Genomic DNA, 19,934 nt, shown 5'->3' with positions numbered 1-19,934 from the left:
CATCTTTAATAATAGCTAGAAAATTTTGCTTAATGGGCTTACAACACCGTTTGCTCCTTGTTGTAAAACATGGGTGTAAATCTGTGTGGTTTTTACATCAGAATGGCCCAATTGAGCTTGAACGGTGCGAATATCGGCGCTACTTTGCAATAGGTGCGTTGCAAATGAATGGCGCAAGGTATGAGGCGTAATAACCTTTGTAATCAAAATCAATGTCCTTTACTCGCAATTGCACCGCTTCCATCACACGCAAACCACTTCCATACATTAACCCCGTGATTAAGTAATATCGCTTGGAAAGATGACTCATCAATTGCTTTACTTCATCAGGCGTCATCACTACAGGCAGCTTGGGTTGTCGATTACTTCGTGCAAAATTCAAGTTTAAAGAAAGCTCATTTTTGACAATATGTTTATATAAAAAAGCGAGCGCATTTAAAGCTGCACTTTGTGTTCTCGGTGACATATTACGTTTTAATACAATATGGTCTAAAAACGCTTTGACTTCTGCATCTCCCATTGAGCTTGGGTGACGTTTGTTGTGAAAGTGAATAAATTTTGCGATCCAACCTAAATAAGCATTATTTGTTCTTAATGAATACTGACGAGTGAGCATATAGTCTGCAATGTAGTTTAAATAAGGAGAGCGAGTTTTCATTTTCATTCCTTTGAAAAGAAGCTGTATATATATACAGTTTTAGCTCAGTTGCTCGTATAGTCAAGAAAACGACCCAATCGCTCGTTTTTATCCTGAGGTAAAAGCGAGAACTCCTAAATTTTAATGACACTGGTAATTAGTTAACAAGTTTGTTAGAAATAATCTAATAAGAAAAACGAGCTACGCTGTGGTAGAAAAACGCGCGATTAGCTCGCTATAAACATGTTATGTGTACTTGAGAACCGAATGAGACAATTCTCCGTTGTAAAAATTAAGTCTCTAAATAAAGAATTTAGACATTCAGAGCAAAGCTTTGGCTCACGAGCTCCTCAGGTAGGCGATGTAGGAACAATCGTTGATGTTTATGAAGGGGCTTTTGACATTGAGTGTAGCGACGTAAATGGCGTTACTATTTGGCTCGAGTTATTTGAACCCAATGATGCTGATTTAGAGTTACTGTACATATAACAAGCGCATGAATGAATGGACGTCTAAAGCTTGGCTGACGCTCGTTCCTCGCTAATTGTAGCCAAGCTTATCCGCCCATTATGCGGGCGTTATGTAACTAGGGAAAAGAATGCAAACTGATAGTCAATCGTCAGAATTAAGGAAATTAGTTAAAGATGCTCGCAAAGCTATTTGGCTGTTTGCTGTCTTAAATGTTGTCGTATTGTTCTTTTTCTTAGTTGATGGAATATTCAACGAATTTGTATTTGTCCTCTTATTCATTCAGTCAGCTTTATTAATATTTTGGCTACTCCCAGTTTTTTGTTATCAAGTGTTCTTCAAAAAGTTACGAGTAAAATTGGCATTGTACAAAGCATTGGCATCGTACAAAGAAGCAATCGCTCATGTCTCGTGGTAGTGTTACATAACAAGCGCATTAATGAATGGACGTCTAAAGCTTGGCTGGCGCTCGTTCCTCGCTAGTTTTAGCCAAGCTTAATCCACCCATTATGCGGGCGTTATGTGACTAGGAAGGTTCAGTGAAAATATTTATAACATTTTTAATTCTAGTCGTTACTTTTGTTTTGCTGGTTACTTTTAGCAACAGAGTGCAAGTGTTTTTACTTTACAAAATGTATTCTCTTGGTTCAGGCATGGATGATGGTGCTACAGAGTTGTTTACTCAAAACAAGCATCGCTACAAGCCAGTGGTATTAGATTTACTCAACGCTGATAATCCAAATACTTATAAAGCCCGAGCGTCATTCTTGTTTGCAGAACTTTTGTTAGATGATCCAGATATTAATAAAAAGATTCAGGAAATATCTCAGAATCATGCAAACAAACATATCAGGTGCTTTTGGTTTGATGTTTTAAATAATCGTTTTGAACATGTTCGCATTAGTGGAAATGAAGACGATAAATTTGCAGCTTATGTTATTAAAGATAAAGGCAGTAAATGTGAGTAATGGTCACATAACAATCGCCTCAACAAAGGACGTAAAAAGCTTGGCTTGCGCTAATTATAGCCAAGCCTTTTTACGCCTGTTAGGCGGGCGTTAGGTTTATGAAGAAGCCGATTTTATATTTAAGTTTCTCTTTAATAATTTGCTTTGTAATACTGAAAACAGTCCCATACTGGCCTGAAAGCAAATTGCAGCATGTAGTTTATGTGTTTTTGAATTCAAAAAGTTTTGTAAAAGCTATAAGGGCAACCGAGCAAGAAGGTTATGTTTCAATACAGTGGGTACAAACCTCTGCAGAAACCGAAGTTTCACTAGCTTGGGTTGCTGCAGGTGCCAAATATAAAAAAGTCTCCAACCCAGATTTAAGCAGAATTGTAGTTCCATATAAAGAAAATGGCTTTAATTCACTTTGGCTTCAAAAAGAGGGTGAGGCTTGGATATTAAGAAAAGCTTTTTCCTTTAAAAGTGAGTACGGAATTGGTGAAGGTGCTTACGCTTTAGGTAAGAATATTAACCCCAAAGATGTGTGTTTACCAAAAGTACAATGTTTAGAGCACTTGTTTGATAATTGGTATGTTATAAAAAATTAGTATGCAAAAATAAACCTAACAAATTAATTAAACAGTGGACGTAAAACAGCAGGCTTGCGCTCATTCTTCGCTTAGTTTAGCCTGCTATCTTCCGCCGTTTATTAAGGCGTTAGTTTACAAAAGGAGTTTGGTGGTGTTTGAGAGTATTGCGGTTTATTCAGGATTAATTGCAACAATCTGGATTTTCATTGGTGTTTATGTAGCAAGTAGGTTTTATGATGGTTACAGCCATTCTAAGCAATTTTGTAGTGAGTTAGGTGCGACTGGTAGCCCAACTGAAAAACTATCTCCTTTAATTAATAATTATCCTCTTGGTTTTCTATTTTGCTTTTTCGGCTGGTACCTGGCTCAACTATCAAATGTTTCAACTTTAGTGAATGTTTCGGGTTGGTTAGTTATAGCTCATGGTGTTGGTACATGGGTCGCAGGTTACTTCCCAATGGACGCCGATCCATTTACTAAAAATCCTACTTTTAATTGTAAAGTACATTCTTGGGCTGGTTTTATCATGTTGCTTTCTCTCGTTGCGGCACCAATATTAATAGCTATAAGCCCAACAACTGATATTATCCCTCTATATTTTCGTGTATTTTCAGTTATATCTGTTGTCGCTGCTATTTATTATCTCTTTACTATGGCTAAAGCCGTCAAAACACAAAGCAACCCAAGCATACATCAACGTATTTCTTATGGTATCCAGCTAATGTGGCTAAGTACCTTTTCAATAGTGCTGGTGTAATTGTAAACTAACAAACGCTTTAACCACAAAGGACGCAAAACAGCAGGCTTGCGCTCCTTCGTCGCTAATTTTAGCCTGCTATTTTTCGCCGGTTAAGCGAGGCGTTAGCATCACAGAGAATGTCGTTTGAAGAATATAAAAGTAATTCTTGTTATTGCGATCCTAGGCCTATCCTTAGTAATCGCTGTATATGTGAGTAAATTTGGCTTTGGGTTGTGGAATGAGCATTCCAAGTGGGCGGAACTTGGAAGTTTTTTTGGAGGAGTACTTGGGCCAATACTAGCCTTTACCTCATTGCTGTATTTAGCATTTCAAGTCGAGATGCAATGGAAAGAGAGTCAGGCTTCAAGGTTACAATCAGAAATTAACAACAGAGAAAGCTATATATCAACTAACTTGAGAATTCTGATACCTAAATTGTCAGAAGTAGATCCGATATTAAAAGGCCCTCTGGCTGAATTAGTAATCCTCATTTGTCGCGACGAGTCATACTCTATCAATAAACGTAATGTTGATGAGCTTAAGCTAGGTCTTTCAGCAAGAGGAGAAGCAATGGTCATTTGGGTTAATATTGCTGGCGCATTGTCCTACCTCAAAGCGGTAGATGAAAATCGCTACCTTAATCAGGTCACGTTAGTCACTGTTCAACTTGGCCATGAGCTATGTGTTGCTTTGGATCGGGTTGTATTGATGGCCACAGATATAAAGTTTGAGCATCATTTCAACTAAGTAGTGCTAACAAACGCATCAAGTCGCCCCCAGAAACGCGGGGGCTGGGACATCAAAACCACCGCTTCGCTCTGGTTTTTCCGCCGACGCTATGCTAGAAAAACGCCTGATTCGCTCGCTATAAACAGGTTGTGCTACAAGGAGAGTTAAATGTATAAATTTACCACTATTTTAATATCGTTGTTGTTTGTGACGTCGTGCGCATCAACTTCCCCACAGCTTAATTCAGGTACTCCTGTTAATATTTATGGTGTTTCTTCGTTATCACCTAAAAATGGTAGTTGGTCTGTCATTACGTCTACGGGGTATCAGCTTGCTCTCGGAACTAAGCTGAATGATGACAGTAGTGGCATTATAAATTTGTCACTCTATCAAATTCCCGAGTTTGCCTCCGATGAAGAATTTCTGTCGCATGTAGTCAAACATCGAGCAAACTCACCGGATATTGGCAGGTTTGATCTTGTGGAAAACTCAGAAGAGTTGGTACAACTTAATGGTGCAACGTGCGTCAAGCACAAAACTATTTCTCAAGATAACAGTGCTAAAGTCGGTGGCAATAAAACAACCGTAATGCAGATAGAGTATCTTGGATATAATTGCATACACCCATTTAAAAAATCTATTGGTGTGCATACGGAATACTCTCTGCGTCACTATAAGGGTAAAGAATTTCCAGAATTAGCTCAAAATGCAGAAGAGTTTTTTAGTGATATACAGTTTAAAGCGTTTTAGTAGCATAACGAAGCAATCAAGGGCTGATTAAAAAAACTGGCTTGTGCTCATTCGTCACAAATTATAGCCAACTATTTTTGCCGCTTAAAACGGCGTTTTATTTCAAGGAAGACTAAGTGCAATTTCCAGAGCTAGAAACATCTCGTTTAATTCTTAATAAGTTATCAAAAAGTGACGGACAGGCTTTACTTGATATTTTCACTGATGAAAACGTTGTTAGATATTACGATATCGATGTTTTTAACTCAGAAAAACAATCATTGGAGTTAATTGATTTTTTTAATCAACGCTTTGCTGACAAAGTAGGTGTTCGTTGGGCTATTCGAGTTAAGAGTTCGGGAAAACTAATTGGTACGTGTGGATTTAACTCAATAAACTTGAAGATGAAAAATGCAGGTATTGGCTATGAGTTATCCTCAAAGTATTGGGGGCTTGGCTATGCTTGCGAAGCTGTTAACACGATTCTCCAATTTGCATTCTCTAATGACCAACCTTTAGGTGAACTCTACCGGATCCAAGGTGACATTATGATTGGCAATACTGCTTCTGAATCAGTGTTAAAAAAGCTAGGTTTCAAAGAGGAAGGAATTAGGCGTTCAAGTGGTTTCTGGAAAAACGAATTCCATGATTTAAAGTGTTTTGGTTTAATAAAACCTGAATTTAAAGAAATATAACAAGTTAATTAAACTAAAGACTTAAAATAGCCCTTTGAATTACAAACTATAAAGGTCTGATTTTGGGCAAAGTGAGTTAAACCTAGCGCTTTAACTCACTGAGATGAAAAGTATAAGACTAACAACATGTCTTACACTATTTAGGCAGGTTTTGGCTTTACGTTCTGTATAGCACTTTAATTACATGCCAACCAAAGCGCGTTTTCACTAAATGTGGCTCTAAGATTTCGCCGCTGAAAGCTACTTTGTCAAACTGTGGCACCATTTGACCGCGTCTGAATTCACCCAAATCGCCGCCTTTTTTACCCGACGGACAGGTTGAATATTTTTTAGCTAACGTCTGAAACTTCGCACCTTTTTTAAGTTGCTTGATGATGTCTTCAGCTTGTTCTTTATGCTTAACAAGGATGTGCAGTGCGTGCGCTGTATTTGCCATGGAAAATCTCGTAAATTAAAACGCGCGTATAATAACATAAAAACGCATAATCACTGATATGTTATCTAGTTAATCAGGCTGGCTTACAGGTAAGTAATGAACTCTTTTCACTCCTTTGAGACTGTTAAGTGTTTGAATGTGGGACTTTAATAAGCTTGGCTCTATCTTTTTATCGAACTCAATGATTACACGCCCGAGCTCTGGGTCTACAGCTCTTAAATAGCCACTATTCACTTTTGAAAAATCAGCTAACTCAGTAGACTCAACATATTCTTTTGCTACAGACAAAACCAGTACACCACATTCATACTTTAAACCTTCGTAAACGCACTCATTTTGATTTTGCTTACAAGCACTTATAAAGCTCGTAAACAAAAGGATGTTGAAAATAAAAATACGCTTAAACATTATTGCCCCTAAAAAGCGGGTATTTATTAAAAATACCCGCTATTATTTTACTCTGCTACAGGAACTGTAATTGGTAGAACAACCCTTCTTAGAACAGCACTTTCATCACCTCTAACCCATAAAATAACTTCATAGTTTAGTGGTTCTATTGATGCACTTTTAACGCCTTGCAATGTTACATCAAAAGTTACTGTGTCACCTGGTTTAGCCGCCTGGATGACTTCTGGTGTGATATTAGCTACCCACTCTTCTCCAGAGATATGTTCAATCGAAATATCAATCTCTTTCAGCGCTTCATCTAATGCTTCAGAGATTCTATCTGCGATTTCATTACTGTCTGTTGATAGCATAAATGATACACCGCCCGTTGCGCTTACAACACGGTTGATATCTTCCGTTGTATCACTATTACTACCACTTTGAAGTCCAAACACTGTGATGCCGTTATCTTGCAGCTCACTAATAACTTGTGTGAAACCTGCACCTGGATAGTCAGTTTCGAGATCAGAATCATGGAAAGCGGCATCGGTCGCAAGTAGCACAACCTTTAATGCCCCTTCACGCCAACCTATACTATAAGGCGATACTTCACCCGCGTCTGTGTATTGACCGTCGTCGTTGATATCGCGTCCTGCACCTGTTGCTACTTGATAAAGGCCTTCAAGTTGTGACTCTTGATAATCACCGCCATAAAAGGTCTCTAAACTAGTAATACCTGACTTCACATCATCAACATTAGTGGTAACTTCTTGAAGTAAATAAAACGCTTCATCACCACTTCCTGCACTACCATACCCATCAATTGGAAAATCAGAAAATGCCGATACACCAAAGGCTACGTTAATACCCCGACCAGTTAAGTTATCAAGGATTGCATCAGCTTGTGTCTTTAAATTACTAATGTCATCGTCATAGCTACCGCTAACATCAATTAAAAACATAATATCTAATGCATTTACTGTTGTTTCTGGTAAAGAAAACTCGATGGTTTTATTAATTTCAGTGCCTTTGCTCAATGAAGTAGCTGCCATAACCTCAAGATCAGAGTCCACTGTTAATTGTGCTGTTTTAACTGCCGAATTAAGGTTTAGTAATTTTGTAGGTGATGTAGTGCCTACATCTTTAGACTCATCAGATAAAACAACTGTATTACTTGCAGTTGAAAGTAAAATATCACGAACTTCAGCGGCTTTTAACGATGAGTTGATACCTTTGATCAAACCAGCAGAACCTGTGACTAAAGGCGCAGCATATGATGTCCCGCTTCCAACTTCGCCATTACCCCAACCTAAATCGACACCGGGCGCAGCTATATTTACCACTTCTCCCATACGTGAAAAAGTAGCATCCATATTGCTACTATCAGTCGCAGCAACAATTAGCGCGTTTGTTTTCCACGCATCAGCGCCAATATCATCTTCAGATAGTAATAGCTGGTGATCAGCTTTTTCGCAGTTGTTACCTGCAGAATACACAAGTAACGCATCTTTTGATTTTGCATATTCAACAAGGTTGGTTTGATTTAATCGCCAGCTACGACGGCTTTGTAACCTTACTTCAGTTGGATCTGAGCACTTACTTGTATCACCCCAAGATAAGTTAACAATACTTGCGCCATTATCTATTGTTGCTTTAGCACCAGCAATTAAGTCAGTTACAAATGTTTTCTCGCCAATGCCAAATGGGCAATCAGCCGCACTTAAAATTCCATCACAACGTCTAAAATACACATCGGCATGAATAACATTTGCATACGGGTTAACCCCCGAATAACTTTTACCTTCTGCCATATTGTACGCTGCAACAAAGCTAGTAACCCACAAGCCATGCTCTGAATCAGTATCGTCAGTATCTGTGGTTACATAACCTCCGTCTGCTAATATCTGTAATCGAGATAGTCGTGACTCATCTAAACTAGTTTGTGAATCTGAGATACCTGTATCTACAATTCCCACTTTTACTGATTCTAAACTGTCTTCTTCAATAGCTTGCCATGCTTTATCTGCAGAAATGATACTGTGCCAATAATCACCTGTGTAAGTCGATTCATCTTCAACACTTGCAACCTTCTTAGCCATTGCCAGCTGCATCGATTTATTCGATTTTGGCTTTTTAAATTTGATCGGATTTTCTCGTAGGCTATCTGGCGCTACAATTTCATTTAATCCAGAGTGACGTACCCCTTCAAGGTTTGCTAGATCATTAATCAACACAGACTCTTCAGCTGTATCTCTAACCCTTACTTGCATTAATTTTAATTTTTTGTCGTAGCTGTTTAGTGAACCACCCAATGAATCAATTTTATCGAGTACTGCCTGCTGCTCTTCAAGGGTAATATCTTCTTTTAAATGCACTAACAGTTCATTTTGAGCTGCTTCAACGCTTCTTCCGTTAACCTCAATGGTTTCTAAGCCTTTAGGTGAACCAAGCGCGTCTGTAGGTACATTGACAACAATTACATCAAGCGTCTGAGTAAATGTTTGACCATCGTTATCAGTAACAAGAAGCTCAAATTGAAGCTCTTCATCAAAGTCTACATCTGGGGCTGTGAACTCAAGGTTAGTGTTTGAATTATCAGCTATTTCTACCTCAACGCCACTTACTTGCGACCATGTATAAGAGATAACTTCACCATTTGGATCAGATGCCTCAAGGTTTAAGGTCGCCGATGTATTTTCATTAATTTCTTGGGGATCTTTAGCATCAATTACAGGAGCAATTAATACATTTTTAATAGTCAATGTTGTTGTGTGTTTAGCCAAAGCACCTTGGTTATCTGCTGCTGTTAATTCAATTTCAACAGTCGTATCTTCATCAACCTCGGGGGCGGTAATTGAAAAAGTAGCGTCAGTCGTATTAGATAAATCTATTTCTGGGCCTGAGAGTTGTGCCCATTGATAACTACTGATAGTGCCATCGGAGTCCGTTACTTCAGGTTCAAGAGTTAAAGTTGTAAGTTCATCGAAGCTAACTTGACTCTCTGCGCTTATAACAGGTGCAATATTTTGTTTTTTATCATTACTGTCATTATCGCTACCACATGCTGCTAACAATGAAGTAGCAATTAAGGTAAGCGCAATATTGCGAGGGTGTTTCATTATTTAATCCTTAAATAATTTAATCGTTATTACGAATAAAAGAACACTTTGGAGATATAAGCCTTTCCATGGTTTATTAACTAGAAATGCTAGGAAATATAACAATGGGCTATATATCCAAAACATAAGCACGCTAACATCTTGTCAGTGCGCTCTAGGTGGGAAAGTTTAATACAAAAGAACCACAATGCAACAATCACAAACAACTTTTTTCATTTAAACACAACAATTTAACAAGCGAAGCTTACTAAAAACCTCTAATAGCAATAATACAAAAAGATGGATTTTGCTCATTTTGTCATCAAGCACCTTGCTATATAGCTAGTTAAATCCTGCCGTTATTTATTTGAATGATGATTTATAAAACCATTAATTAAGAAAAATTGCGCAATGTAATACGTTATCATTATTGCGATATCTGCATGTGCTATTTCTAAATAAAAACGATTAAGGCCAAGAATAGAGTCTGATATAACAAACACGGCCCCACCTAACACTAAAAAACCGTTCGATTTATCTGTCATCCAAGTAAGGCTTGCCATTATAGTAAGCACCAGCATGTAGAAAAGTACCGGAATGAGCAGGTCATTTAAGTTTGGATAGAATAAGCAAAAAACGATGATGGCCAAAAAGAGATAAAGAAGCACAACGTCTAGTCGCCAGTTTTTAATTGGCAACATGGTAATGATATAAAAAGCATGACTTACAAAAAACGCCGCTAAACCACCTATAAACAGTTTCCCTGTATCAATGGCTAACAACACATCACCTAGTGCTGAAAAACTAAGAGCGAATAATAAAGTAATAAAAGTGCGATTTTGTAACTGCCTACGTGCTTTTAACACCATCACAATCAACAGGCCGATTGGTAGTGTTTTAAATAGCGCCATAATAGGCTGAGTTAATGATGGTATAAAGAGCAGTAAAGCAATGTAGACCGAACTAAAGATTAGAAAGAGAATGTTCATATTCTTATTATTGTTATTTGTTCCCAATAACGAGAATAACAAGCTTTACTCTAAATGTTTATAAAAAATGCTGCTTTTGTTCTTCGGTCAGTAACTTGCACTGTGTCCGTTTGCCAAAAAAACGATAACGATGGTGGCCAAGCCAATCATACATACGATCGCGAAAGCCTTTTGGCAGCAGCTTGAACACCTTAGCCACAGAGAATGGAAAACCTAATTGTGTTGCGATAAATAACACAGCGTCACTTTGTTTATATAGCTGGTTACTATTAATCACTAACATTGAAGAGAGTGGATCGTCAACTTGATGCGCCTTTAGTAAACGCTCACCTTTATCGCTTTGCATGGGGCATAACTTAAAGGTTATTTGCTTATCAAAGCGAAGTATGAACCGCACACAAAAATCGCACAGGTTGCACTGACCATCAAACAAGATGACTGGGCAGTGAGTTTGCAAAATTAACCGCTTACTTGTACGACTTGTTTACCGGTAAAGCCACCAGCAAGTTGTTTATTTAAAGCAGCTGAAACAGCCTCGGCGGTAAAATCAACAGCATGAATTTGCGGCAATTTGATCTCGCCACGGGCTGCATTATCGAGTAATAAGTTACCCATAAAGCTCAGCTTTTGCTGCGCACATAAGCTATTTGCAAGCCACGCTCCGCCTAAGGATACAATGCCAATATTTGGTGCGCGCCTAAACATAAGTTCTTGTTCAAACTTAGGTAATTCATTTAAACAGGCAATACGGCCACAAAAGCGCATTAGCTCAACGTTACGAATGGTGGTATCGCCACCAATACAATCAAGCACCGCGTCAAAGCCTTGCGGGCCTAATTCACGGCGAATTTTATCTTCAAGTTTAGGGTCTTTGTAATCAAACACCACATCAGCACCTAATTGCTTAAGTAACTTATGATTGTGTTTGCTGGCAGTGGTAAACACGGTGGCACCACGTTGCTTAGCAAATTGAATAGCAAATTGACCAACGCCGCCTGCACCTGCATCAATAAACAGTGAATCCCCTTCGCTTAGCTGCAACTTATCAAGAGCAATTAATGCCGTCATACCTGAACAAGGTAAGGTTGCAGCATCTGCCGGTGATACGTTATCTGGCACAACCGAAACCGCATAGTTTGGCACCGTTGTGTATTCAGATAGCACACCTTGGTCACCAAGACTGGCGTGCCATACAACACGTGCACCCACTCCTGGGAATACACCTTTATTTGCCAGAACAACCACGCCAACAGCATCATGACCTAGTACATGAGGGTAATGCCATTTACAAAAACCTTGTTTTGCAAAGTTGGCATCACCATGATTTAAGCCCACATATTCAACTTTAACCAAAAGCTCATTGCCTTCAGGGCTCGGTACTGGCACAGAAAGCTCAGATAACGCGATGGCGTCATTCGGCTCAATCAGTGCAAGCGCGCGCATTGTTGACGGAAGTTCTGTAGTTTGTTGAATATGTGACATTGAATACTCTGGGTTAAAGGTTGTTTAGTTCAAAGCTCCAACGACCATTAAATGCTTGATAAGCACTTACTTTGGCCTGTAATGAAGCAATTGTTGAATCAACAGCGTTCTCTTGCGCTATTAAAACATCCTGTCTCGCATCTAACAACTCTAAGTAAGGAATTTGTCCTTCTTGATACATTGCTTGAGCTTGACCAAATGCTTTATTGGCATAATTAAAACGCTGATCAGCATAACTTAACTGTTGCTGCTGTTTGACTAGCCTTTGTAAAGTAAGTTCACTATCGCTAATGGCTTTTAGTACTTTACTTTGATAGTCACTGTAAGCGGCTTCACTTAAAAATTGCTGTGCATCACGCTGCGCTAATAATGCAGGATAGCTGAGTAATGACCATTCAACTTTTGGTGTGACTTGCCATTGTTGCACGGTATCTTCTAAGCCATTGCTGGTTAAGCTCACCACACCTGCAAACCCGGCCAAACTAATATCTGGCAGTAGTGCTTTTGAGGCGGCAACACTTAGCGAATAAGCCTGACTAAACTGATATAAAGCACTGGTGATATCTGGTCTCAGTGCCATTGCTTCACTGGCTTTATTAAACGACACACTAAATTCGTGACTGAGTAACTCTGGCTCTTCTATCAAAGTTATGTCACTGGCAAGTCGCCCTGTTAGCACCGCAAGGGTTGCGAGGTCGCGATACTGCAAGTAACTAAGCTCAGGAATAAGCGCTTGTTGCTGCTTTAACTGCGCTAGAGTACGGTTAAGATCAAGTTCATTCGCAACCCCCTCTTCTACTCGTGCTTTGAGCACATCAATACTTTGCTCGAGCGCCTCGATTTGCATTTCAATAATCGCTTGCTTTTGTACATTACCTTGATAGCTGACATAGCCTTGCACCACGGCAGAAACCACTTCAACCTGTAATGCTCTTAGCTGCTCCGCTTGGTTTAATGCACCCGCATTAGCTGCATCAACCAGTGCGGTAATACGACCAAACAAATCAAGTTGCCAATTAACATTAACACCAGCGTTTGATTGGCGCGTAATTGCCCCATCTAAGCTGCTGCGTTCTGCGCCCACACTTAGGCTGCCCTGCGGATAATAATCCGCGCGGGCTGCACCTAAACGGGCAATGGCTGCATCAAGCTGAAGTTGACTGGTTTTTAGGTCGTGATTCATTGCTAATGCATCAGTCACTAAATTGTTTAACTGCGCTGAATCTAAACGACGCCACCAGTTATTTTCGCTCGCACCTTCGTTTTGTTCACCAATTTGTGTATCGCTTACAAATTGTGTCAAGCTCACTTGCTGCTCTTGCATATCTACGCTTTGTGCGCAGCCAGCCAGTGCTCCAGCTAACAGTATCGCACTGACTAGTTTGCCGTGTTTAAAGATTCCATGAAGAGGCTTATGCATCGTGTTGCTCCTTCTGCGATTTTTTAGTGACTAACATATAAAACACCGGGGTAAACAATAAGCCAAACACAGTTACACCAATCATGCCTGAGAACACTGCGTTACCCATGGCATGACGCATCTCTGCACCTGCACCTGTGGCTAAAACAAGAGGTACAACGCCTGCCGTAAAGGCAATTGATGTCATTAAAATTGGGCGAAGTCGTAAGCGACACGCTTTAATAATGGCTTCAAGGTGAGACAACCCCGTTTTATGCTGATCTCGTGCAAACTCTACCATCAAGATGGCATTTTTACTTGCCAGTGCAACCAGTACGATTAATGCAATTTGCGTAAAGATGTTGTTGTCATCACCGACAAACCACACACCTAACAGTGCCGAGAAAATCGTCATAGGTACAATCAGAATAATAGCCAGTGGTAATCTTAAGCTCTCGTATTGCGCTGCAAGTACCATAAAAACAAGCAATACAACAAGTGGGAAAACATACACCATGGTATTACCCGCTAATATTTGCTGATAAGTTACTTCTGTCCACTCAAACTCAATACCATTTGGTAATGTATCGGCAAGGATTGCTTCAATCGCATGTTGCGCTTGATCAGAGCTATAACCTGGTGCTGGGCTACCATTTAATTCAGCTGTAGGGTAACCATTGTAGTGCATTACACGATCAGGGCCTGTTGTTGGTGTGACAGTTAATACAGAGCCTAATGGCACCATTTCACCCATGCGGTTACGTACTTTAAGATTCAAGATTTGCTCAGGATCTTGGCGGTAATCAGCATCAGCTTGCGCATTAACCTGATAAGTACGACCAAACAAGTTAAAGTCATTCACGTACACGGAACCTAAGTACACTTGTAGGGCATTGAATACTTCATCAAGTGGAATACCTTGGATAAGCGCTTGCTCACGGTCAATGTCGATATCCATTTGCGGTACTTGAATTCTAAAGCTTGAATAAAGCCCCATTAACGCTGGGTCTTGCTGCGCTTTCGCAATGGTTGCTTGTAAGCTGTTAAAGAGTGCTTCAAAGCCTTTGTTTGCACGGTCTTCAATTTGCAGTTTAAAGCCACCCGTTGTACCTAAACCTTGAATTGGCGGTGGCGGGAATACCGCAACAAATGCTTCATCAATACTGGCAAACTTTTGATTTAACTGAGCCGCAATCGCCATTGCCGACATACTCGGATCTTGACGCTCTCCAAAAGGGGCAAGCGGTGTAAATACAATGCCGCTATTAGGGCTATTTGTGAAACCATTCACCGATAAACCAGGAAACGATACTGTGTTAGCAACACCCGGTACTTGTAATGCAATTTTTTCCATTTCTTGCACGACTTCTTGAGTTCTGTCTAAGCTTGCCGCATCAGGCAACTGTGCAACAGCCACTAAATATTGCTTATCTTGCTGTGGGATAAAACCACCTGGTACTGCGTCAAACAATTTTACTGTGCCACCAACAAGTGCAACATAAGCAACTAATACAATCACACTCATACGAATTAGCTTTTGTACCAGCTTTTCGTAGCCATTGGCGCCTTTATCAAATAAGCGGTTAAAAGGTTTAAATAACCAGTTACCAAATACACGGTTTAATAGCTTAGTTAAACGATCTGGTTTTGCATCATGACCTTTTAATAGTAACGCCGATAACGCAGGCGATAGTGTTAACGAGTTAAACGCTGAGATAACCGTCGAAATAGTAATGGTTAAAGCAAATTGTTTATAAAATTGACCAGATAAACCCGTAATAAATGCCGTAGGAATAAATACCGCACACAATACAAGTGCAATGGCGATAATTGGCCCTGTTACTTCTGTCATTGCAACACGGGTTGCTTCAAGTGGTGATAAACCCTGCTCGATATTACGCTCAACGTTTTCAACCACAACGATGGCATCATCAACAACAATACCAATGGCAAGTACCAAACCGAATAGCGATAAGGTATTAATCGATACACCCAACCATTGCATAACCGCAAACGTACCAATTAAAGACACTGGTACTGCAATCAGTGGGATTACTGATGCACGCCAAGTTTGTAAGAACACCACAACAACGATTACAACTAATGCAATTGCTTCTAGTAGCGTTTTAATAACAGCATCAATTGAACCGCGTACGAATACAGTTGGGTCATAAACAATGTCGTATTCAACACCAGCCGGAAAGTCTTTTGATAATACTTTCATGGTTTCACGCACTTGATCAGAAAGCTCAATCGCATTTGAACCTGGGCGCTGGAAAATCGGCATTGCAAGCGCAGGTTGACCATCTAACATCGCTCTTAATGCATAGGTGTTTTGGCCTAATTCAAGGCGTGCTACATCACTTAGGCGTGTAAGCTGACCTTGCTCACCTACTTTGATGATCACATTTTCAAATTCTTCTTGTGAGCTTAAGCGTCCTTTTACATTCATCAGAATTTGAAATTGATTACTTTTCGAGGTAGGTTGCGCACCTAAACTACCCGCAGCAACCTGTTGGTTCTGAGCGCGTAATGCATTTACTACGTCCATTGCTGTTAAATCGCGAGCAGAGAGTGCATCAGGGTTAAGCCAAACACGCATTGAATATTGACCACCACCAAACATTTGCACATCACCCACACCGCCTAAGCGCGCAATTTGGTCTTTGATATACAAATCAGCATAGTTCGCTAAGTAAGTCGTATCATGCGTTTTTTCAGGCGAATACAAATGCACCACCATGGTTAAATCAGGTGATGATTTTTCGGCTACAACACCTAAACGCTGAACTTCTTGCGGTAAGCGTGGAAGCGCACTGTTAACACGATTTTGCACTTGAACTTGTGCACGGTCTAAATCAGTACCTAATGCAAAAGTAACTGTTAAAGTCATGCGGCCATCACTGGTTGCTTGTGAAAACATATACAACATGTTTTCTGTACCATTGATTTCTTGCTCAAGTGGCGTTGCCACTGTTTCGGCAATCACCGTTGGGTTAGCACCCGGGTAATTTGCTGTAACTACAACCGTTGGCGGTACAACCTCAGGGTACTCACTCACTGGCAATTGAAATAGCGAAATTGCCCCTGCAATGAGAAATATAAGCGACAGCATCGCTGCGAAGATGGGTCGCTGGATAAAAAAGTGTGAAAATTTCATTTTGACCTACTGTTTAGCAACCAAATCTGAGTGATTATTTGAAAGAGTAAATGCAATTCCGTCACTATTGATTGTGACTGTGTTTGGTGAAATTGGCATACCAGGGCCAACACGCGCCGGGCCATTCACAGCAATCACATCGTTTTCGTTTAGTCCTGATGTAATCGCACGTAAACTGCCGTAACGCTCACCCACCGTTACTAATTTGTATTCAAGAACATTGCCTTCACCCACAGTGAGTACAAAGCGATTCTTTAAATCAGTCCCAATTGCACGCTCAGGCACAATGACTTTTTCACTTACTTTATTGGCAGCAAGCTTAATACGTGCAAATGAGCCCGCACGTAATTGTTGTTCATCGTTTTCGAACACCGCACGCACACGAAGAGTGCCGGTAGTTTCATTAATTTGGTTATCAATGAAGTTGATTTTGCCATTGTAGTTAAAGCTGGTTTGACCCACTTTTTGCATCACAACCGCTTGTTCACTTTGCGCTGTCACATCAGTAAAAGATTGATTCCATGTACGCTCATCAATATCAAAATAAGCATACATTTGCTGGTTTGAAACAATGCTTGTTAACACGCTTTGACCAGCAAGCACGTTATTACCTTTGGTAATATTCGCACGCGATACAACGCCATCAATGGGTGAACGCACTTGAGTAAATTCTAAATCAAGCTCTGCGGCCGTAAGTTCAGCCTGTAGCGCTAGCAATTGCGCTTCGCGTTGTCTTAGCGTTGATTTACGAGACTCCGCTTGCTCCGTTGAAATTGCTTTACGCTCAGTTAAGCGCTCTGCACGTTTTGCTTCACTTTTAGCCTGCTCTAATGCGGCCTTGGCGCTCTCTATCTGCGCTTTTAAGCTATCTACTACTGCTGCAAAAGGGCGTGCATCAAGGGTGAAAAGCAAATCACCTTCTTTAACACTGTCACCTTCTTTAAAGTTAATTTTATCGATCACACCTGAAACACGCGGCATAAGTGCAACCTCTTGCGGTGCCTCTAAACGCGTTGTGTAGGTGTGCCAATTTTGTACTGGCTTTACAAGTACTTGCGCTACATCGATAGGTTGTAATTGTTGCTGTTGCGCTGATTGGCTAGCTTCGCTACCACATCCTGCCAACGTTAAGCTCGCAATGGTCACTGCCACTGCAAGAATAGATTTGTTCATAACGACTCTCCTGTATTTAGATAGGAGACAATGTTACGCAACTAATTAGTGGATAAAAATGATAGATTTTTAAATTCATTAATGCCAGAATTGCACCAATAGAATTTAAGGAACTGCTATGGATACCACCAGCCGCTTATTAATGTTGCTTGAAGTAATTGAACGAGGCTCATTTGCCAAAGCCGCCGAATCTAGAAATATAGATCGCTCAGTTATTTCAAAACAAATTAGCCGCCTCGAAGATGAATTAGGTGTTCGTTTACTAAATCGTACTACACGTTCTTTTTCGTTGACTGCCGCTGGTGCTGAAATGGTAAAAAAAGCAGCTGAACTGAGAGATTTGTTATCAGATACCGTCAGACTTGCTGAAAATTACCACCAAGAACCCCGTGGTACGTTAAAAATTACCTCATCAAGTATTATTGGTAAACGCTATATTCAACCAGTCATTAACGACTTTCAAAAACGCTTTCCGCAAGTTGAGGTGGAACTTCGTTTAGACGACAGGCTGATTGATTTAGTATCAGAAGGCTATGATTTAGCTTTTCGTGTTGGCGAACCAAAAGACTCGTCATTTATTGCCCGTAAAATTGCCCGCAACCGTATGTTGCTGTTGGCTTCACCGGAATTTATTGAAACTTACGGTATGCCAAAACAGGTTGAAGATTTAAAAGAGCTACCCGCTGCTAGCTATTCAAGCCCAAGTAAACGCATCAGCGGAATTCGTTATCGTAATGCCGATGGCGATATTATTGAGCAAAATATTAAAAGCGTCTTTCGTGCGAACGATGCAGAAGTACTTTTAATGAAAGCTATTTCAGGCAATGCGTATGTTTTGGCGCCGGCATTTATTCTTGACGATGAAGTTAAGCGAGGCGATCTCGTACCCATTTTAACCGATATGGAATTACTCGATTACAGCGCGGTGTATGCTGTTTACCCACACAGAGACTTACCAGTAAGAACGCGTTTATTCTTTGATGCTATGCGTGAATACATAGGCAAAGATATTCCTATTTGGGAGGCAAACATCCCTGATTTCGACACCATGTACAAAAGCTAAATTTATAAACGCTAACTCGCTTTATTATGCTCAATTGACTCTTGGCTCAACTCATAAGCTGTTACAACTTTATTTCGTCCTTGCTGCTTTGCTTGGTATAGCGCATCGTCAGCACGTTTAATAAAGTTTTTCAGGGTTTGATTTGGCATGTAGCAAGCAACACCAATACTAATGGTCAGATTAATTACTTGCTCATCAATATTGTGGATAGTGGTTGATAAGTGCTCGCGCAGCATATCTGCGAATTCATAAGCACTTCTTGGGTCACTACTGGGTAAGAAGATAGCAAACTCCTCACCGCCAATACGAAATACATAGCCTTTACTAATGCGTTGCCTAAAGAAACTGGTTACTTCAATCAAAATGCGATCGCCAACATCATGGCCATACTGATCATTAATATTCTTAAAATAATCAAGGTCGAGCATTAAGATAAACAAGCCATTTTTGTTTTTTAATTCAACTTCAAAATAATGGGTCATTGCCAAGCGGTTCCCCGCGCCAGTCAAAGGGTCGAGCAAGGCTAAGTTTTCAAGTCGCTGTCCATATTCAGCACGACTATTTTCAAAGGTGTGAGATACTGCCCAAATACAGATATATGTAAATGAAAAATTGAGTAAAAAATTAACACTATTGAGAGGTTCAAGACTTGATTTACTAAATAAAATCAGTGCTTGTAATAGTGCAACCATCAAAGACAACACTTGCCCATATTGCTTACCAAGTAATAGATAGAACAATACAGGCAATGAACATGTCCAGATAAAAAGTAAACTCTTAATACTGCTTAAGTAAGTACCTAATGTAATGAGTAAACTTAAAAACAAACACAGAGTAAGTGATTGCCAGAGCTGAGCATTACGTTTTCGGGTATAGAAAAAGATATAAAAACAAAACGAAGCAAAAACGACTTCTAACGCACCTAGAACAACAAAGTCATTTATAAATAGATTAAAAACCGCGAACACGCCCGCTAAAACACCTAGACAAAAGCCCATCCATTTAAGAACGTTATTACGTAAAGCTTGAGTGCCTCTTAGCGCACCAATATCCATTCAGTTTCTCGTTATTATTCTAGTGACTAGATTTTAACTCCAAATTAAAAAATTAGGAACAAATTATTAAGCGAACCCTCATTAAACTACGTTTATTAACATAAAATCTTGAAAAACTGATACTTTCTAACTTTTATTTTAAAAACATAAGCTGCTAG

At 39.9% G+C, this 19,934-nt stretch carries 18 protein-coding genes and 1 pseudogene; 8 read left to right on the top strand and 11 right to left on the bottom strand.

Annotation, left to right across the window (positions count from 1 at the left end; translation table 11 throughout):
• Window positions 1–15 precede the first annotated feature (15 nt).
• Window positions 16–658, bottom strand: a pseudogene (locus IRQ78_RS00850) (tyrosine-type recombinase/integrase).
• Window positions 659–904: 246 nt separating this feature from the next.
• On the opposite strand from IRQ78_RS00850, the gene IRQ78_RS00845 reads away from it, so the two are divergent.
• The 7 genes from IRQ78_RS00845 to IRQ78_RS00815 all read left to right on the top strand — a co-directional run bounded on the left by IRQ78_RS00845 (window position 905) and on the right by IRQ78_RS00815 (window position 5,534).
• Window positions 905–1,126, top strand: coding sequence for a hypothetical protein (locus tag IRQ78_RS00845; RefSeq protein WP_194441095.1), 222 nt, complete (start codon window positions 905–907; stop codon window positions 1,124–1,126).
• A 518-nt stretch (window positions 1,127–1,644) separates the two neighbouring features.
• The gene (locus IRQ78_RS00840; RefSeq protein ID WP_188728718.1) at window positions 1,645–2,073 is read left to right on the top strand and encodes a hypothetical protein; all 429 of its coding nucleotides are present in this window, start codon (window positions 1,645–1,647) and stop codon (window positions 2,071–2,073) included.
• Between the two features lie 98 nt (window positions 2,074–2,171).
• Window positions 2,172–2,660, top strand: coding sequence for a hypothetical protein (locus tag IRQ78_RS00835; protein WP_194441094.1), 489 nt, complete (start codon window positions 2,172–2,174; stop codon window positions 2,658–2,660).
• Between the two features lie 133 nt (window positions 2,661–2,793).
• Entirely contained in the window at window positions 2,794–3,399 is a 606-nt protein-coding gene (locus IRQ78_RS00830) for a DUF998 domain-containing protein (protein WP_194441093.1), read from the top strand.
• Window positions 3,400–3,525: 126 nt separating this feature from the next.
• A complete protein-coding gene (locus IRQ78_RS00825) occupies window positions 3,526–4,128 on the top strand; it encodes a hypothetical protein (RefSeq protein WP_194441092.1) in 603 nt (200 codons plus the stop codon).
• A gap of 150 nt (window positions 4,129–4,278) precedes the next feature.
• A complete protein-coding gene (locus IRQ78_RS00820; protein WP_194441091.1) occupies window positions 4,279–4,860 on the top strand; it encodes a hypothetical protein in 582 nt (193 codons plus the stop codon).
• A 116-nt stretch (window positions 4,861–4,976) separates the two neighbouring features.
• Window positions 4,977–5,534 (top strand): GNAT family N-acetyltransferase, encoded by a 558-nt coding sequence (locus IRQ78_RS00815; RefSeq protein WP_194441090.1) that lies wholly within the window; start codon window positions 4,977–4,979, stop codon window positions 5,532–5,534.
• A 157-nt stretch (window positions 5,535–5,691) separates the two neighbouring features.
• Here the strand turns inward: IRQ78_RS00815 and ppiC are convergent, their stop codons facing one another.
• The 9 genes from ppiC to IRQ78_RS00770 form a co-directional block, all read right to left on the bottom strand.
• Window positions 5,692–5,970: a peptidylprolyl isomerase PpiC gene (gene ppiC, locus IRQ78_RS00810; protein WP_054552145.1), complete on the bottom strand. Its 279-nt coding sequence runs from the start codon at window positions 5,968–5,970 to the stop codon at window positions 5,692–5,694.
• Window positions 5,971–6,039: 69 nt separating this feature from the next.
• Window positions 6,040–6,378: a hypothetical protein gene (locus tag IRQ78_RS00805; protein ID WP_194441089.1), complete on the bottom strand. Its 339-nt coding sequence runs from the start codon at window positions 6,376–6,378 to the stop codon at window positions 6,040–6,042.
• A 47-nt stretch (window positions 6,379–6,425) separates the two neighbouring features.
• Window positions 6,426–9,476, bottom strand: coding sequence for a S8 family serine peptidase (locus IRQ78_RS00800; RefSeq protein ID WP_194441088.1), 3,051 nt, complete (start codon window positions 9,474–9,476; stop codon window positions 6,426–6,428).
• Window positions 9,477–9,814: 338 nt separating this feature from the next.
• Window positions 9,815–10,366, bottom strand: coding sequence for a lysoplasmalogenase (locus IRQ78_RS00795; RefSeq protein ID WP_194441087.1), 552 nt, complete (start codon window positions 10,364–10,366; stop codon window positions 9,815–9,817).
• A gap of 136 nt (window positions 10,367–10,502) precedes the next feature.
• Window positions 10,503–10,877 (bottom strand): thiol-disulfide oxidoreductase DCC family protein, encoded by a 375-nt coding sequence (locus tag IRQ78_RS00790; RefSeq protein ID WP_228482498.1) that lies wholly within the window; start codon window positions 10,875–10,877, stop codon window positions 10,503–10,505.
• Window positions 10,878–10,903: 26 nt separating this feature from the next.
• Window positions 10,904–11,926 (bottom strand): zinc-binding dehydrogenase, encoded by a 1,023-nt coding sequence (locus IRQ78_RS00785; protein WP_194441085.1) that lies wholly within the window; start codon window positions 11,924–11,926, stop codon window positions 10,904–10,906.
• Between the two features lie 13 nt (window positions 11,927–11,939).
• Window positions 11,940–13,346, bottom strand: coding sequence for a TolC family protein (locus IRQ78_RS00780; RefSeq protein WP_194441084.1), 1,407 nt, complete (start codon window positions 13,344–13,346; stop codon window positions 11,940–11,942).
• Entirely contained in the window at window positions 13,339–16,485 is a 3,147-nt protein-coding gene (locus IRQ78_RS00775) for an efflux RND transporter permease subunit (RefSeq protein ID WP_194441083.1), read from the bottom strand. Before IRQ78_RS00775 ends, IRQ78_RS00780 begins: the two co-directional genes overlap by 8 nt.
• A 6-nt stretch (window positions 16,486–16,491) precedes the next feature.
• On the bottom strand, window positions 16,492–17,658 hold the full coding sequence (locus tag IRQ78_RS00770) for an efflux RND transporter periplasmic adaptor subunit (RefSeq protein ID WP_054552137.1): 1,167 nt from the start codon (window positions 17,656–17,658) through the stop codon (window positions 16,492–16,494).
• Window positions 17,659–17,776: 118 nt separating this feature from the next.
• On the opposite strand from IRQ78_RS00770, the gene IRQ78_RS00765 reads away from it, so the two are divergent.
• Entirely contained in the window at window positions 17,777–18,721 is a 945-nt protein-coding gene (locus IRQ78_RS00765; protein WP_054552136.1) for a LysR family transcriptional regulator, read from the top strand.
• 11 nt (window positions 18,722–18,732) lie between these two features.
• Here IRQ78_RS00765 and IRQ78_RS00760 read toward each other — a convergent pair whose 3' ends face one another.
• Window positions 18,733–19,776 (bottom strand): GGDEF domain-containing protein, encoded by a 1,044-nt coding sequence (locus tag IRQ78_RS00760; protein ID WP_054552135.1) that lies wholly within the window; start codon window positions 19,774–19,776, stop codon window positions 18,733–18,735.
• Window positions 19,777–19,934: the final 158 nt, after the last annotated feature.

Origin of the sequence: Pseudoalteromonas simplex (genome assembly GCF_015278155.1) — a bacterium.
Taxonomy (GTDB): domain Bacteria; phylum Pseudomonadota; class Gammaproteobacteria; order Enterobacterales; family Alteromonadaceae; genus Pseudoalteromonas; species Pseudoalteromonas simplex.
The sequence above is the reverse complement of the archived record's forward strand: the minus strand, read 5'-3'. Positions and strand labels throughout refer to the sequence as shown.